This is a genomic window from Streptomyces humi, from assembly GCF_001005085.2.
Classification (GTDB): domain Bacteria; phylum Actinomycetota; class Actinomycetes; order Streptomycetales; family Streptomycetaceae; genus Streptomyces; species Streptomyces humi.
Genome location: NZ_LBMU02000076.1, coordinates 1 through 14,277, shown reverse-complemented (window position 1 = coordinate 14,277; position 14,277 = coordinate 1). Strand labels below are relative to the sequence as shown.

The following is a 14,277-nucleotide window of genomic DNA, read 5'->3' as shown; positions in this document are numbered from 1 at the left end:
GGAGCTGACGGGCGAGGGCTACCGGTTCGGGGGCGGGCCGTCGATCGGGCGCCCCGGCACCCCCGGGCGACGCTGCCAGGGCAGGGGCCCGGCCGGTGGCCGGTAGGCGACCCCGAGGGCGTCGAGCCGCCGGTAGTGGGTGGCCATACGGCGCTCGAAGCCGGCGAAGTCCCGTTCCGGAGGAGCCGGCAGCGCGCTCCAGGCGACCTCGGCGAAGGCGGCCAGCCGGGGGAACGCCTGGTAGTCCACGCGCGCGTGGTCCTCCATCACCTCGGTCCACAGGTTGGCCTGGGTGCCCAGGATCCGGTGGGCCTGGGATTCGTCGAGCCCCGGTGGAACGGGCTCGAACCGATACACGTCCTCCAGGGTGCGCACATATCCGATCGGTACCGGCTCGTCCGCGCCGTCCGCCTGCCGGTGGTCCAGATACACGTGCTGCTCGGGGCACATGACGACGTCGTGGCCGGCCCGCGCGGCCGCGATCCCGCCGCCGTAACCGCGCCACGACGCCACGGCCGCGCCCTCGGCGACACCGCCCTCCAGGATCTCGTCCCAGCCGATCAGTCTGCGCCCGCGCGCGGAGAGCCACTTCGCGAAGTGGCCGACGAACCACGCCTGCAACTCGTCCTCGCCGGCGAGCCCGAGTTCCTTGATGCGGGCCTGTGCGGCCGGGGAGGCCCGCCACTGGTCCTTGAGGCATTCGTCGCCGCCGACGTGAATGAACTCCGACGGGAACAGCTCCAGCACTTCCTCGAACACCCCCTCGTAGAAGCGCAGGGTGTTGTCAGTGGGGGCGAGTACGTTCGGAGAGATCCCCCAGGTGTCCCAGACGGTCAGGGAGGCGGTGTCGATGACATCGGTGTTGCCGAGTTCCGGATACGCGGCGACGGCGGCCTGCGAGTGCCCCGGTACGTCGATTTCGGGGACGACGGTGATATGCCGCTCGGCCGCGTAGGCGACGATCTCCCGGATGTCGTCCTGGGTGTAGTGGCCGCCGTGGGGCTTCTCCTCCCACAGCGGTGAGGCCCGGTGGCCGAATTTCGTGCGGGGCCGCCAGGAGCCGACCTCGGTGAGCAGGGGGTACCGCTCGATCCGGATGCGCCATCCCTGGTCGTCCGTCAGATGGAAGTGGAAGACGTTGAGTTTGTGCGCCGCCATGAGATCGAGGTAGCGCAGGACGCCTTCCTTCGGCATGAAGTGCCGGGCGACGTCGAGCATGAGGCCGCGCCAGGGGAATCGCGGCGCGTCCTGGAGGCGGCACAACGGCAGCCGCCGGGAACCGCCGGGCAGCGGGGCACGCCGAAAGGCGTCGGGGCCGAGCAGCTGACGCAGTGTCTGGGCGCCCCAGAAAAGCCCGGCGGGACCGCCACCTGCCACCCGCACACCGGTGGGGGCGACCGTGAGCCGGTAGCCCTCCGCACCGAGTTCCGCGGTCACCGCCGGATCGACGGAGAGCCGAATGACGTTGTCGTCCGTGCTTCCGCCCGGCGGCAGCGGCAGTCCGGTGGCCGCCCCCAGCGTGCCGCGCAGCCAGCGCTCGGTACGCTCCGCGCCCTCCCCCGCCGCGAGTCCGGTGCCGGCGTCCAGTTCGAAGAAACCGTCCCCGTGGGACAGCACGTCCAGAGGTCCGGGAATCACATCCATCACGTCCACCACGTCACTCCTTGACCGCTCCGGCCAGTCCTGAGACCAGCCTTCGCTGTACGAGAACGAAGAACACCAGCACCGGAACCGTCATCACCGTGGAGGCCGCCATGACCCCGCCCCAGTCCGGGTCGTCCGGCTTGAAGAACACCAGCAGCGCCATCGGCAGCGTGGACTGCGAAGTGTCGCTGATGATGAAGGACTTGGCGAAGAGGAAGTCGTTCCAGGCCGAGATGAAGGAAAACACGCTCGTGGCCACGAGCCCCGGCAGGACGAGCGGGAAAAGGATCTGCCAGAGAAAGCGCACACGGCTCGCCCCGTCGATGTACGCGGCCTCCTCCAGCGCCTCGGGCACCCCTTTCACGAACCCCCGCAGCATCCAGATCGCGAAGGGCAGCGAGAAGGCGATGTGGGGCAGGATCAGCGAGCCCAGCGTGTTCAGCAGACCGAGGTTCCGCAGCTGGAAGAACAACGGGATGGCGAGGGCCTCCACGGGCACCATCTGGGCCACCAGAAACATGATCAGCAGGGTGGTCCGGAAGCGGAACCGGAATCGGGTCACGGCGGTCGCCGCGAGAAAGGCGACGAGTCCCGAGACGACCACCACACTGCCGGCGACGACGAGACTGTTGACGAAGTAGCGGCCGAATTCCTGCTGCCCGAACACCCGCCGGAAGGAGTCCAGGGACGGCGCGAGCGTCCACGGCCGGGGCCGGCCGGACTCGATCTCGCCGGCCGGTCTGAAGGCACCCAGCACCATCCAGTACAGCGGGAAGGCGACGACGACGGCGATCACCAGGGCCGCCGCCTCGGCCGCCGTACGCCCCGGGCGCCTTACGAACCCGCGCACAAGATTCACCACGGTCACAGCTCCTCCCCCTGCCGGCGCAGCAGCCGCAGGTACACCAGGGTCACGGCGAGCAGGACCAGCAGCGTGACGACACCGATGGCGGCGCCCAGCCCGTACTGCGAGGAGGCGAAGGCCTGCTGGTAGGCGTAGACGTTCAGCACCAGGTTCTGCCCGGCGATACCGCCCCCGCCGGTCATCACGTAGATCTGGGTGAACACCTTGAAGTCCCAGATCACCGACTGGATGGTGACGACTGTCAGGACCGGCCGCAGCATCGGCGCCAGCACCGACCGCCAGACCCGCCACGGCGAGGCCCCGTCCAGCGCGGCGGCCTCCAGCACCTCGGAAGGCACGGCCCGGATCCCGGCGTACACGGTGACCATGACGAACGGGAACGAGCACCACACCACCTCGAGCAGCACCAGCAGGAAGGCGCTGTACCGCCCGTACGTCCAGGAGTGGTCCCCCAGTCCGAGGACCCGGTTGACGGGCCCGAAGTCCGGGTCGAAGAGAAACAGCCAGACGGTCGACCCGGTGACGGCCGGGGTCGCCCAGGCCCCCAGCGCGGCCAGCATCAGCACCAGCCGGGGCAGCGCCCGCACCCGCGTGAGCAGGACCGCGAGCGCGCAGCCGACGGCGAGCGTCGACACGACACAGGCGGCGGCGAAGAGGACGGTGGCCAGCAGGACCGACCAGAACTGCTCGTCGCCGAAGACGTCCGCGTAGTTGTCGACTCCGACGAAGGCGGTGGGTTCCCCGCCGCTGACCTGGGCCTGGGTGTACCGGAAGACCGAGATCAGCCCCAACTGGTAGATGGGGTAGAGAAGCAGCCCTCCGAGGATCACGAGAGCGGGGGCGAGATACAGCCAAGGGTGCCACCCGGCGCCCCCGAAGGGGCGCGGGGCTGCATCGTATTTGCGGCTGCCGCCGCGTGGGCGCGACAAGCCACGACGCACCCGCACCCGCGAAGGCACCGCAGCCCCCACCCCGGTGGGCGTCATCCCGCCGCCCCGAACGCCGAGTCCATCTTCTTCGCCGCTTCCTCGGATGCCCCCGCCACGTCCTTCTTGCCGCTGATGACCTCCTGGAACATCGTCGGCAGCACCAGCGAGGAATCGATCGCCGACCACCCGGCCGACGCGGGCACGAACCTCGCCCCCGCGGCCAGCGTCGCCACGAACGGCTTGACGAACGGCTCCTTGGCGGCCACCTGTTCCCGCACGTCCGTGAACGTCGGCAGGAACCCCATCGCGTCGAACATCGAGGCCTGTGTCTTCTTCGAGGTCAGCTCTTCCATCAGTCGGACCGCCAGCGTGCGGTGTGTCGTGCTCTTCAGCACGCCGATGTTGTTGCCGCCCGCGAAGGCCGGCGCGATCGAGCCTGCCGTGACCCCCGGCAGCGGCACCACCGCGTACTTCCCCTTGACGGCCCCCGCCTCCACCGCCGCGTGGCTGAAGTCGCCCCCGATCGCCATCCCGGCCTTGCCCGCCGCGAACGCGGTGACCGTGTCGTTGCCGCCGAAGCCCGCGCACTTGGCGGCCGGGCAGTTGTCGTCGCCGAAGAGGGAGGTGTACTGCTTGATGCCCTTCCGGGCGGCCGCGCTGTCGATCGCGGAGGTGTACGAACCTCCCACGGCCGTGGCGAGTTCGCCGCCGTCGGCCCAGATGAAGGGCATCGCGCCGTAGGTGTAGGCACCGCCGACGACGAGGCCGTACAGGTCCGGCCTGGCGGCCCGGATCCTGCGCGCCGTGGACGCCACCTCGGCGAGGGTCGCCGGTGGTTTCAGGCCGAGTTCCCGGAAGACGTCCGTGCGGTAGTAGAGGGCGCGGACCCCGACGTAGAAGGGGGCGCCGTAGACCTTGCCGGCGACGGTGACGGACTGCTTCGCCGTCGGGTCGGTGTCCTTGGCCGCGGGCCAGGCGCCGAACTCCCTCGTGACGTCGAGGAGTCCGCCGTCGTGGACGTAACCGGCGGTGTCGGTGTTGCCGTACTCCATGACGTCCGGTGCGGACCCGGGGTCGTTGAACGCGGCCTTGACGCGCTGTGCGCGCGTGTCGACCGGGATGTACTCGACGTCGACCCGGGTGCCCTGGTGCGCCTTCTCGAAGCCGGCGACGACCGAGTCGACGACCTTCTGCTTCGGCTCGTTGCCGACCTCCTGGAACAGCCACACCCGCAGGGTGCCGTGCCTGTCGTCCTTGTCGGACGCGGAGTTGGTGGAGGTCTGCGGGGCACAGGCGGCCAGGAACAGGGCGGCGACGAGGAACGCGGGGACGGGGAGCTTCATGGAGTGACCCTCCGGAGCGCACTGAGACAACGGACGGCGTTGCAACATATGCAATGCCGGTTTCGCTCTGCACAACACCACGGAGGGTAGGGACAACATGAACATGCCGACAAGAGGTCTCGACCACTCTGTGACCAGGGCACGCACCCCGTGCAACGCACGGACACGACAAAGGCCCCGAAGCACGCCAAAGCGCGCTCGGGGCCTCAGAGAGCCGAGCTGGAGAGCGGTGGGCTACTTGTCCTTGCCCTCGTCGTCGCCGCCGCTCATGGACTCGTAGATCTCCTTGCACATGGGACACACGGGGTACTTCTTCGGGTCACGGCCCGGCACCCACACCTTGCCGCACAGCGCCACGACGGGGGTGCCGTCGAGCGCGCTCGCCATGATCTTGTCCTTCTGGACGTAGTGGGCGAAGCGCTCGTGGTCGCCGTCGCCATGGGACACCTGCGGCGTCGGCTCTACGAGGGTCCCCGTACCAGTCCCGCGCTCGGGCTCAAGAGTGCTCATGCCGCCAAGGGTACCGAGGCCCGCACGAATCAGTTGAGCGATGGGTCGTCGGGGTACGTGGCCACCATCGCGAGCTCGTTGCGCTGGCGGCGCAGGACCTCGCGCCAGAGCCGTTCGGGGGACGGGGAGGAGACGTCGCCGGGTTCGGACTCGACGACGTACCAGGCACCCTCCACCAGTTCGTCCTCCAGCTGACCGGGGCCCCATCCGGCGTAACCGGCGAAGATCCGCAGGGAGCCGAGGGCCGAGGCGAGCAGTTCCGGCGGGGCCTCCAGGTCGACCAGACCGATCGCGCCGTGCACCCGGCGCCAGCCGAGCGGTACGCGGTCGCCGCTCGCACCGCCCGGGATGACCGCGACGCCGAGCGCGGAGTCCAGCGACACCGGGCCGCCCTGGAAGACGACCCCGGGCTCACCGGCGAGGGCGGCCCAGCCCTCCAGGATGTCACCGACGCCCACCGGGGTGGGGCGGTTGAGGACGACACCGAGGGAGCCCTCCTCGTCGTGGTCGAGAAGGAGCACCACCGCGCGGTCGAAGTTCGGGTCCGCCAGGGCGGGCGTGGCCACGAGCAGCCGCCCTGTGAGCGAGGACACCTCGGTCATGCCAGACATGATCCCGCATCTTCCCGTCCAGTGGGGAGCCAATCGGGGTGTGCGAGTGAATGCAGCTCAGGGTGGACGGAAGCGCCCACGGCGCACGGTGACGGCCAGTGACCCCTCGTGCCCGAGGAGAAACGGTTCGTGTTGTGACACAGCTATGACGTAGCTGGGCGGTACTTGGGCTTACGGCAGGGGGTCGATGGGCGATTACTCTGTCTCTCCAGCCCTGCCCAACTCCACGGAACGCGAGATCCATGACCGTCAACGGCTCTGACGACGTACTGCTTGTCCATGGCGGCACCCCGCTGGAGGGCGAGATCCGGGTCCGCGGTGCGAAGAACCTCGTACCGAAGGCCATGGTCGCCGCACTGCTGGGCAGTGCGCCGAGTCGGCTGCGCAACGTCCCCGACATCCGTGACGTGCGGGTCGTACGCGGTCTGCTGCAACTGCACGGGGTGACGGTACGGCCGGGCGAGGAACCCGGTGAGCTGGTGCTCGACCCGACGTACGTGGAGAGCGCGAACGTCGCTGACATCGATGCCCACGCCGGGTCCAGCCGGATCCCGATCCTGTTCTGCGGTCCGCTGCTGCACCGGCTCGGGCACGCGTTCATCCCCGGGCTCGGCGGCTGTGACATCGGCGGCCGGCCGATCGACTTCCACTTCGACGTGCTGCGGCAGTTCGGCGCGACCATCGAGAAGCGCGCGGACGGCCAGTACCTGGAGGCCCCCAAGGGGCTGCGCGGCACGAAGATCGCGCTGCCCTACCCGTCCGTCGGCGCGACCGAGCAGGTGCTGCTGACGGCCGTACTCGCCGAGGGCGTCACGGAGTTGTCGAACGCGGCCGTCGAGCCGGAGATCGAGGACCTCATCTGCGTGCTCCAGAAGATGGGCGCGATCATCGCGATCGACACCGACCGCACGATCCGCATCACCGGTGTGGACAAGCTCGGCGGCTACACCCACCGCGCCCTGTCGGACCGGCTGGAGGCGGCGTCCTGGGCGTCGGCGGCGCTGGCGACCGAGGGCAACATCTACGTCCGGGGCGCCCAGCAGCGCTCGATGATGACGTTCCTGAACACCTACCGGAAGGTGGGCGGTGCCTTCGAGATCGACGACGAGGGCATCCGCTTCTGGCACCCCGGCGGCCAGCTGAAGTCCATCGCGCTGGAGACGGACGTGCACCCGGGCTTCCAGACCGACTGGCAGCAGCCGCTCGTGGTCGCCCTGACCCAGGCGACAGGCCTGTCCATCGTCCACGAGACGGTGTACGAGTCCCGCCTCGGCTTCACCTCGGCGCTCAACCAGATGGGCGCGCACATCCAGCTCTACCGCGAGTGCCTGGGCGGCTCCGCCTGCCGCTTCGGCCAGCGCAACTTCCTGCACTCGGCGGTCGTCTCGGGACCGACCCGCCTCCAGGGCGCCGACCTGGTCATCCCCGACCTCCGGGGCGGCTTCTCCTACCTCATCGCCGCCCTCGCGGCCCAGGGCACGTCCCGGGTCCACGGCATCGACCTCATCAACCGCGGCTACGAGAACTTCATGGAGAAGCTCATGGAACTCGGCGCGAAGGTCGAACTGCCGGGCAAGGCGCTCGGGTAGCGGTTCTGGTACGACGACGGGGCGGCCCCCTGGTGGAGGGGCCGCCCCGTCGTCGTTCCTACGTGCCGTATGCCGTCCCGTGGCTTACGGACGGCAAGGTCACTTGCCCTTCGCGGCTTCCTTGAGCTTCGAGCCCGCGGAGACCTTCACGCTGTAGCCGGCGGGGATGTTGATCGGCTCGCCGGTCTGCGGGTTGCGCGCGGTACGAGCGGCACGGTGGGTGCGCTCGAAGGTCAGGAAGCCGGGGATGGTGACCTTCTCGTCGCCCTTGGAGACGATGTCGCCGACGACGTCGGCGAACGCGGCCAGCACGGCGTCGGCGTCCTTGCGAGTCACCTCGGCACGGTCGGCCAGCGCGGCCACCAGCTCACTGCGGTTCATGTTGTTACTCCCGTGTTCTTCTTGCCATTGAGGCGTGCCACGCGGCGGAGCCGCATGTTGGGCCGGGACGCATCCTGCCCCCACCTGCGGCGGGAACGCCAATCCGGGTGCCGCCAATACCCTACGGCTGGGCCGAAGGGGGGGTTTCACGACGCGCCGGATGTATGGCGTGGCAAGTTTCACAGATGTTTGCCCGGGCGGGGTTCCTGGTGCCGCCCGGTGGCGGCCGGTCACGCGGTTCCCCGCGCCCCTGACGGGCGCTTACGCGCCCTTCGCCGCCTCCCGGACCGCGCCCGCCACCGCCCCGGCGACCTTCTCGTTGAAGACGCTGGGGATGATGTAGTTCGGGTTCAGTTCGTCCTCCGTCACCACGTCGGCGAGGGCCTTCGCGGCCGCGAGCATCATGTCCGTGTTCACCGTACGGGACTGGGCGTCCAGGAGGCCCCGGAAGACACCCGGGAAGACCAGCACGTTGTTGATCTGGTTGGGGAAGTCGGAGCGGCCGGTGGCGACCACGGCGGCCGTCTGGCGGGCGATCGCCGGGTCGACCTCGGGGTCAGGGTTCGCGAGTGCGAACACGATCGCACCGTCGGCCATGGCGGCGACGTCGTCCCCGTCGAGCACGTTCGGGGCGGACACGCCGATGAAGACGTCGGCGCCGCGCACGGCCTCCTTGAGGCTGCCGGTGAGGCCCTCGGGGTTGGTGTTGTCGGCGATCCAGCGCAGCGCCGAGTCCGCGGGCGCGTCGACGAGGTCCTCGCGCGCGGAGTGCACGACACCGCGGATGTCGGCGACGACGGCGTTCTTCACGCCGGCCGCGAGCAGCAGCTTGAGGATGGCCGTACCGGCCGCGCCGGCGCCGGACATGACGACCCGGATGTTCTCGATCGCCTTGCCGGTGCAGCGAAGTGCGTTCGTCAGGGCGGCGAGGACGACGATCGCGGTGCCGTGCTGGTCGTCGTGGAAGACGGGGATGTCGAGGGCCTCGCGCAGGCGCGCCTCGATCTCGAAGCAGCGGGGCGCGGAGATGTCCTCCAGGTTGATGCCCGCGAAGCCAGGGGCGATCGCCTTGACGATCTCGACGATCGCGTCGGTGTCCTGGGTGTCGAGGCACAGCGGCCAGGCGTCGATGCCCGCGAACCGCTTGAAGAGGGCCGCCTTGCCCTCCATGACCGGGAGGGCGGCCTTGGGGCCGATGTTGCCGAGGCCGAGGACCGCGGAGCCGTCCGTCACGACCGCAACGGAGTTGCGCTTGATGGTGAGGCGGCGCGCGTCCTCGGGGTTCTCCGCGATCGCCATGCACACGCGGGCCACGCCCGGGGTGTAGATCATGGAGAGGTCGTCACGGTTGCGGATGGGGTGCTTCGACGCCATCTCGATCTTGCCGCCGAGGTGCATCAGGAAGGTACGGTCGGAGACCTTGCCGAGGGTGACGCCCTCGATGTGGCGGAGCTGCTCGACGATCTGGTCGGCGTGCGCGGTCGAGGAGGCCGCGATGGTGACGTCGATACGGAGCTTCTCGTGGCCGGACGCGGTGACGTCGAGGCCGGTGACCGAGCCTCCGGAGGACTCCACGGCGGTGGTGAGCTGCGAGACGGCCGTTCCGCTCGCGGGCACCTCCAGCCGGATGGTCATCGAGTAGGAGACGCTGGGCGCCGTTGCCATGGCCGACTTCCTTCGTTGTTTCACCGTGTCGCTGGTTTTGCCGTCCGATCGTCGCACCTACCGCCGGGTAGGCGTTAGCCGGGCCTGATTACGTGCGTATTGTTCGCGAGAAAAAGGGGCCCACGTCACACGGTGACGTGGGCCCCTTCTACGTTCATGACACCGACCCGCCATGCTCGCCTCGCGGCAAGTGGTCGCTCGCAGCGACGAAGGTTGGGCCCGGGGGCTTGGATCGAGCCGGTGTCACGACAAGGCTAACAAACAGATCCCGTTCAGCCATTCCCGTCCGCCGACTTCACAGGAAACCTCCAGCCGAACGGGTCCCCGGACACCCCCGGACTCAGTCCCTGAGCAGGTCGGGCACCCCGGCCGCGTCCGGTTCGTCACGTTCCGCGGAGACCACCGTCAGCTGCTGGGTCGCCCGGGTGAGGGCCACGTACAGCACGCGCAGCCCGGCCGGGGACTCGTCGGCGATCTCCGCGGGCGAGACGACGACCGTCGCGTCGTACTCCAGGCCCTTGGCCTCCAGGCTGCCGAGGGCCACCACCCGGTCACCGAGCCCGGCGAGCCAGCGGGCGGCCTCGGCGCGCCGGTCCATGGCGACGACCACGCCGACCGTGCCGTCCACCAGGCCGAGCAGCCGCTCCGCTTCCGCGCGCACGGTCTTCTCCAGGGAGTCGCGCACCACCGTGAAGCGGGGTTCGACTCCAGTGGAGCGGACGGCCGACGGGGACTTGGAGCCGGGCATGGCGAGGGCCAGCACCTTGGCCGCGAGCTCGGCGATCTCCGCCGGGTTGCGGTAGTTGACGGTGAGCTCGAAGCGGCGGCGCGGACGGCTGCCGAGCGCCTCGTCGCGGGCCTCGGCCGCCTCGTCCGGGTCGGACCAGGAGGACTGGGCGGGGTCGCCGACGACCGTCCAGGTGGCGTGCCTGCCCCGGCGGCCGACCATCCGCCACTGCATCGGAGTCAGGTCCTGGGCCTCGTCGACGATGACGTGGGCGTACTCGACGCGCTCCTGGGCGAGCCGTTCGGCGCGCTCGCGCTGGGACTCCTCACGGACCGGCATCAGCTCCTCCAGGCCGGTGAGCTGGTCCAGCGGGTCCGCCTCGCGTTTGCGCTTCGGGCGGGCGGGGGCGCCGAGGATGGCCTGGAGCTCGTCGAGCATGGCGATGTCGTGGACCGTGTGGCCGTCCCGCCGCAGGGAGCGGGCCACCCGGCGGATCTCGCCGGGGTTGAGGACGCGGCGGGCCCAGCGGCCGAGGCGTCTCTCGTCGGCCATGGCGGTGAGGACGGCCCGCGGGGTGAGCTCGGGCCACCAGGCGTCGAGGAACTCGATGAAGGGGTCCTCGGTGAGGATGTCCTCGTCGAAGGAGGAGCGCAGTTCGGCGGCGAGTTCCGGGTCGGTGTGCCGGCCGGCCGCGCCGGAGCGGGCCCACAGGGCGTCGAGGAGCAGCTTGCGGGCGCGCGGGCGGAGCAGGTTGACCGGCGCGGTGCCGCTCAGCGCGTTCTGCCTGACGCGGTCGAGTTCGGGGGCCTCCAGTTCCAGGCGGCGGCCGAAGGCGACCACCCTGAGCCGGGTCGGCGAGTCGTTCAGCTCCAGGGCACCGCGGGCGGCCTTGCGCAGCACCCGGAGCATCCGGGAGGAGCCCTTGGCGCGGGCGGTGGCCGGGGTGTCGTAGAGGGTGGCCTCGACGCCGTCGACCAGGGAGCCGATGGCGCGGATGGCGACCTGGCCCTCCTCGCCGAGGGACGGCAGGACGCCCTCGGTGTAGGCGACGAGGAGCGGGGTCGGGGAGACGATCAGGATGCCGCCCGCGTAGCGGCGCCGGTCCTGGTAGAGCAGGTAGGCGGCGCGGTGCAGGGCGACGGCGGTCTTGCCGGTCCCCGGGCCGCCCTCGACGTAGGTCACGGAGGCGGCGGGGGCGCGGATGACCAGGTCCTGCTCGGCCTGGATGGAGGCGACGATGTCCCGCATGGTGTGGCCGCGGGCCTGGCCGAGGGCGGCCATCAGGGCGCCGTCGCCGATGACGGGCAGCGTGTCGCCGTCCAGGAGGGCGGTGAGCTCGGGGCGCATCAGGTCGTCCTCGACACCGAGGACGCGGCGGCCCTTGGAGCGGATGACCCGGCGTCGTACGACACGCCCGGGATCCACCGGAGTGGACCTGTAGAAGGGGGCCGCGGCGGGGGCCCGCCAGTCGATGACCAGGGGCGCGTAGTCCTGGTCGAGGACGCCGATGCGGCCGATGTGCAGGGTCTCGGCGATGTCGGCGGTGTTGTCGGCGCGGACCGCGCCGTCGGCGGGTTCCACGGCGGTGTAGGCGCCGTCGGGGCCCTTCTTGCCGTCCTTGCCGAGGAGCAGGTCGATCCGGCCGAAGAGGAAGTCCTCGAACTCGTTGTTGAGCCGGTTGAGGTGGACGCCGGCCCGGAAGACCTGGGCGTCCCGCTCCGCCAGCGCTCCGGGCGTGCCTACCTGGCCGCGTTGGGCCGCGTCGTTCATGAGGAACTCGGCCTCGTGGATCTTCTCCTCGAGGCGCCGGTAGACCCGGTCGAGATGTTCCTGTTCGACGCAGATCTCACGGTCCCGAACGGAGTCCTGGACAGTGTCCTGGACGGTGTCCTGTTCGGAGCGGTGAGAGCCGACCGCGGATTGTTGAGCCTGAGCGGCCACCGGGCCCCCTTCTGACGTGCTGGGCAGCCGTCAACCGTACGCGAAGGGGGCCCGCCGAAGCCAGGGCCTGTCCGGCGGATCATGCCGCGGACGCGGGACGTGGCGCGTACTCCCCGGAGGAGGTGCCCCCGACGGCGTGGTCGTCACCCGCCGGCGCCCCCCGGCCTCCGCCGGGAGGTGCCCCCACCGCGTCGCCCGCCGCGGCGGCGGCCGAATGTCCGCGCCGCCTCCGCCTGGCGGCTGCACGCACCATGGCCCGCTCGCGGGCACGGTCGGCCGCCGCTGGTCTCCCGCGACCTGTGGTTTCCCGCGACCGATCGGCCGGACCGGCCCTACGCGCTGACCGAGACGAGCTTCTTCCCGTCGAAGGTCATGACCTCGAAGTGGTCGATCTGGTTGGGGGTGAAGGCGGCGCCGCCGTGCACGTAGAGGGGCTCCTTGGCCTTCTCCGACTTGGCGTCCGTGATGCCGTATCCCCAGGTCGGAACCGACCAGGAGGTCACCGTCTCGCGCTCGCCGTTCTTGCCGACGGCGATGAGCGAGCACTTCTTCGGACCGGTGACGTTCTTGAGCTGGAGGACCGCGTGGGTGCCCCAGTCCTTCTTCTCCAGGGCGACGGTCGCGGTGACATGGGTCGTCGGGTCCGTGGCCGTCTTCTTGTCGGACATGGTCTGGAAGGCCGTCTGGGCGGGCCCCACGGCCATGTCGGTGCCGCCGCTGCCGTCCGAGCCGCCGCCCAGCGCCACGCCGACCGCCGAACCGCCGGCGATCAGGACGACCGAGGCCGCCAGTGCGAAGATGTTGCGCCGGCTGCGGACCTTCCGCTTCTCGGCCACCTCGACGACCAGCTTCTCGGCCAGCCGCGGACTGGGCTTCGCGGACAGCGACTCGCCGATGGACGGTGTGCTTCCGGAGCCCGGCAGATCAGCCAGGGCCGCCAGCATGGGCTCCATTCCGGCCAGCTCGTCGAGCTGCTGGGCGCACCATTCGCACCCGGCCAGATGGGCCTCGAAAGCGGTTGCCTCGGCGTCGTCGAGAATCCCTAGCGCATATGCGCCGACGGTCTCGTGCTCATTGGGCACCGGAGATTCCTGCATGGCACCAGACATACCCGCACCACCTGTGCCGAACCCGCCGTGCCCCCCGTACACACTCATCACGCCGTCACCCCCCGCTCCTCCAGAGCCAGCTTCATCGACCTGAGGGCGTAGAACACCCGAGAGCGAACGGTGCCGCTGGGTATGCCCAGCGTTTCGGCCGCCTCGTTGACGGTACGCCCCTTGAAGTACGTCTCGACGAGCACCTCCCGGTGGGCCGGGGTCAGGTCGTCGAGCGCGTCTGACAGCGTCATCAGCCACAGCGCCTTGTCGATCTCGTCCTCCGCGGGGATGACCTCCAGCGGCGACGGATCGACCTCCTGCGGCCGGGCCTGCCGGCTGCGGTGACCGTCGATGACGATGCGGCGAGCGACCGTCACCAGCCAGGGGCGTACCGATCCGGTCGCTCGATTGAGCTGGCCGGCGTTCTTCCAGGCACGGATGAGTGTCTCTTGCACGACGTCCTCGGCGCGTTGCCGATCACCGGCGACCAGCCGAAGGACATACGCAAGGAGTGGTCCGGCGTGCTCCCTGTACAGGGCACGCATCAGCTCCTCATCTGGTTCCGAGGGCTGGGACATGCGATGTCGGGCCCTCGATCCACGTTCATTGGCCACGGCCGCATCCTTGCGCACGCCCACCTCCGGTGTCCGGGGGTTCCCCCAGTCGGTCGCTCCCCCACCGGTACGGAAGTGACTCGCGGGGTGTTCAACAAGACCCCACATTTTTCTGCGTACTGACATGACGAGCGGGACATGACAGCACATTCCCCCCTCGTGATCTTTACATTTCCGACACATCGTCGAGAGCGGCCGGGTTGCCCGTACGCGGCGGTCACCAAACGGAGTGTTGTCGAAATCACGTCCGGGAAGCTTCGATGAAGGTCCGACAGATGCCGTGAATGGGGCAGAAGTTGGTCCGGGTACCGGGCTGAGAGGGAGGAGACGGAGGGGCGGGAGGGGCGGTGGGGCGGGT

At 70.0% G+C, this 14,277-nt stretch carries 12 protein-coding genes; 1 reads left to right on the top strand and 11 read right to left on the bottom strand.

What is annotated here, in order from left to right:
• Window positions 1-18: 18 nt before the first annotated feature.
• The 6 genes from AAW13_RS30490 to AAW13_RS30465 all read right to left on the bottom strand — a co-directional run bounded on the left by AAW13_RS30490 (window position 19) and on the right by AAW13_RS30465 (window position 5,893).
• Entirely contained in the window at window positions 19-1,644 is a 1,626-nt protein-coding gene (locus tag AAW13_RS30490) for a beta-N-acetylhexosaminidase (RefSeq protein ID WP_046733437.1), read from the bottom strand.
• A 13-nt stretch (window positions 1,645-1,657) separates the two neighbouring features.
• Window positions 1,658-2,503 carry a carbohydrate ABC transporter permease gene (locus AAW13_RS30485; RefSeq protein ID WP_046733438.1) on the bottom strand — a complete coding sequence of 282 codons (846 nt, stop codon included), beginning with the start codon at window positions 2,501-2,503 and terminating at the stop codon, window positions 1,658-1,660.
• 5 nt (window positions 2,504-2,508) lie between these two features.
• Window positions 2,509-3,495, bottom strand: coding sequence for a carbohydrate ABC transporter permease (locus AAW13_RS30480; protein WP_079179031.1), 987 nt, complete (start codon window positions 3,493-3,495; stop codon window positions 2,509-2,511).
• The gene (locus AAW13_RS30475) at window positions 3,492-4,781 is read right to left on the bottom strand and encodes an extracellular solute-binding protein (protein WP_046733423.1); all 1,290 of its coding nucleotides are present in this window, start codon (window positions 4,779-4,781) and stop codon (window positions 3,492-3,494) included. The genes AAW13_RS30480 and AAW13_RS30475 overlap by 4 nt, the downstream gene beginning before the upstream one ends.
• A 234-nt stretch (window positions 4,782-5,015) precedes the next feature.
• Entirely contained in the window at window positions 5,016-5,291 is a 276-nt protein-coding gene (locus AAW13_RS30470) for a DUF3039 domain-containing protein (protein WP_046733424.1), read from the bottom strand.
• Between the two features lie 29 nt (window positions 5,292-5,320).
• Entirely contained in the window at window positions 5,321-5,893 is a 573-nt protein-coding gene (locus AAW13_RS30465) for a YqgE/AlgH family protein (protein WP_046733425.1), read from the bottom strand.
• A gap of 251 nt (window positions 5,894-6,144) precedes the next feature.
• On the opposite strand from AAW13_RS30465, the gene murA reads away from it, so the two are divergent.
• Window positions 6,145-7,491, top strand: coding sequence for a UDP-N-acetylglucosamine 1-carboxyvinyltransferase (murA, locus tag AAW13_RS30460; protein ID WP_046733426.1), 1,347 nt, complete (start codon window positions 6,145-6,147; stop codon window positions 7,489-7,491).
• 99 nt (window positions 7,492-7,590) lie between these two features.
• On the opposite strand, the gene AAW13_RS30455 is transcribed toward murA, so the two are convergent.
• From AAW13_RS30455 to AAW13_RS30435, 5 genes are all read right to left on the bottom strand, one after another.
• A complete protein-coding gene (locus AAW13_RS30455; protein WP_046733427.1) occupies window positions 7,591-7,872 on the bottom strand; it encodes an HU family DNA-binding protein in 282 nt (93 codons plus the stop codon).
• Between the two features lie 261 nt (window positions 7,873-8,133).
• Complete coding sequence (locus AAW13_RS30450) at window positions 8,134-9,537, bottom strand: NAD-dependent malic enzyme (protein WP_046733428.1); 1,404 nt, start codon at window positions 9,535-9,537, stop codon at window positions 8,134-8,136.
• Between the two features lie 340 nt (window positions 9,538-9,877).
• Window positions 9,878-12,205: a HelD family protein gene (locus AAW13_RS30445; protein ID WP_046733429.1), complete on the bottom strand. Its 2,328-nt coding sequence runs from the start codon at window positions 12,203-12,205 to the stop codon at window positions 9,878-9,880.
• A gap of 332 nt (window positions 12,206-12,537) precedes the next feature.
• Window positions 12,538-13,362, bottom strand: a complete 825-nt coding sequence (locus AAW13_RS30440) for an anti-sigma factor family protein (RefSeq protein ID WP_276207611.1) — start codon at window positions 13,360-13,362, stop codon at window positions 12,538-12,540.
• On the bottom strand, window positions 13,362-13,883 hold the full coding sequence (locus AAW13_RS30435) for a sigma-70 family RNA polymerase sigma factor (protein WP_010039908.1): 522 nt from the start codon (window positions 13,881-13,883) through the stop codon (window positions 13,362-13,364). Before AAW13_RS30435 ends, AAW13_RS30440 begins: the two co-directional genes overlap by 1 nt.
• Between the last annotated feature and the right edge of the window lie 394 nt (window positions 13,884-14,277).

Bases quoted from the DNA above. Each gene is read 5' to 3' on its own strand.
- AAW13_RS30490 (WP_046733437.1), bottom strand. From the start codon at position 1,644: ATGGATGTGATTCCCGGACCTCTGGACGTGCTGTCCCACGGGGACGGT.
- AAW13_RS30480 (WP_079179031.1), bottom strand. From the start codon at position 3,495: ATGACGCCCACCGGGGTGGGGGCTGCGGTGCCTTCGCGGGTGCGGGTG.
- AAW13_RS30475 (WP_046733423.1), bottom strand. From the start codon at position 4,781: ATGAAGCTCCCCGTCCCCGCGTTCCTCGTCGCCGCCCTGTTCCTGGCC.
- AAW13_RS30470 (WP_046733424.1), bottom strand. From the start codon at position 5,291: ATGAGCACTCTTGAGCCCGAGCGCGGGACTGGTACGGGGACCCTCGTA.
- AAW13_RS30465 (WP_046733425.1), bottom strand. From the start codon at position 5,893: ATGACCGAGGTGTCCTCGCTCACAGGGCGGCTGCTCGTGGCCACGCCC.
- murA (WP_046733426.1), top strand. From the start codon at position 6,145: ATGACCGTCAACGGCTCTGACGACGTACTGCTTGTCCATGGCGGCACC.
- AAW13_RS30455 (WP_046733427.1), bottom strand. From the start codon at position 7,872: ATGAACCGCAGTGAGCTGGTGGCCGCGCTGGCCGACCGTGCCGAGGTG.
- AAW13_RS30450 (WP_046733428.1), bottom strand. From the start codon at position 9,537: ATGGCAACGGCGCCCAGCGTCTCCTACTCGATGACCATCCGGCTGGAG.
- AAW13_RS30440 (WP_276207611.1), bottom strand. From the start codon at position 13,362: ATGAGTGTGTACGGGGGGCACGGCGGGTTCGGCACAGGTGGTGCGGGT.
- AAW13_RS30435 (WP_010039908.1), bottom strand. From the start codon at position 13,883: ATGTCCCAGCCCTCGGAACCAGATGAGGAGCTGATGCGTGCCCTGTAC.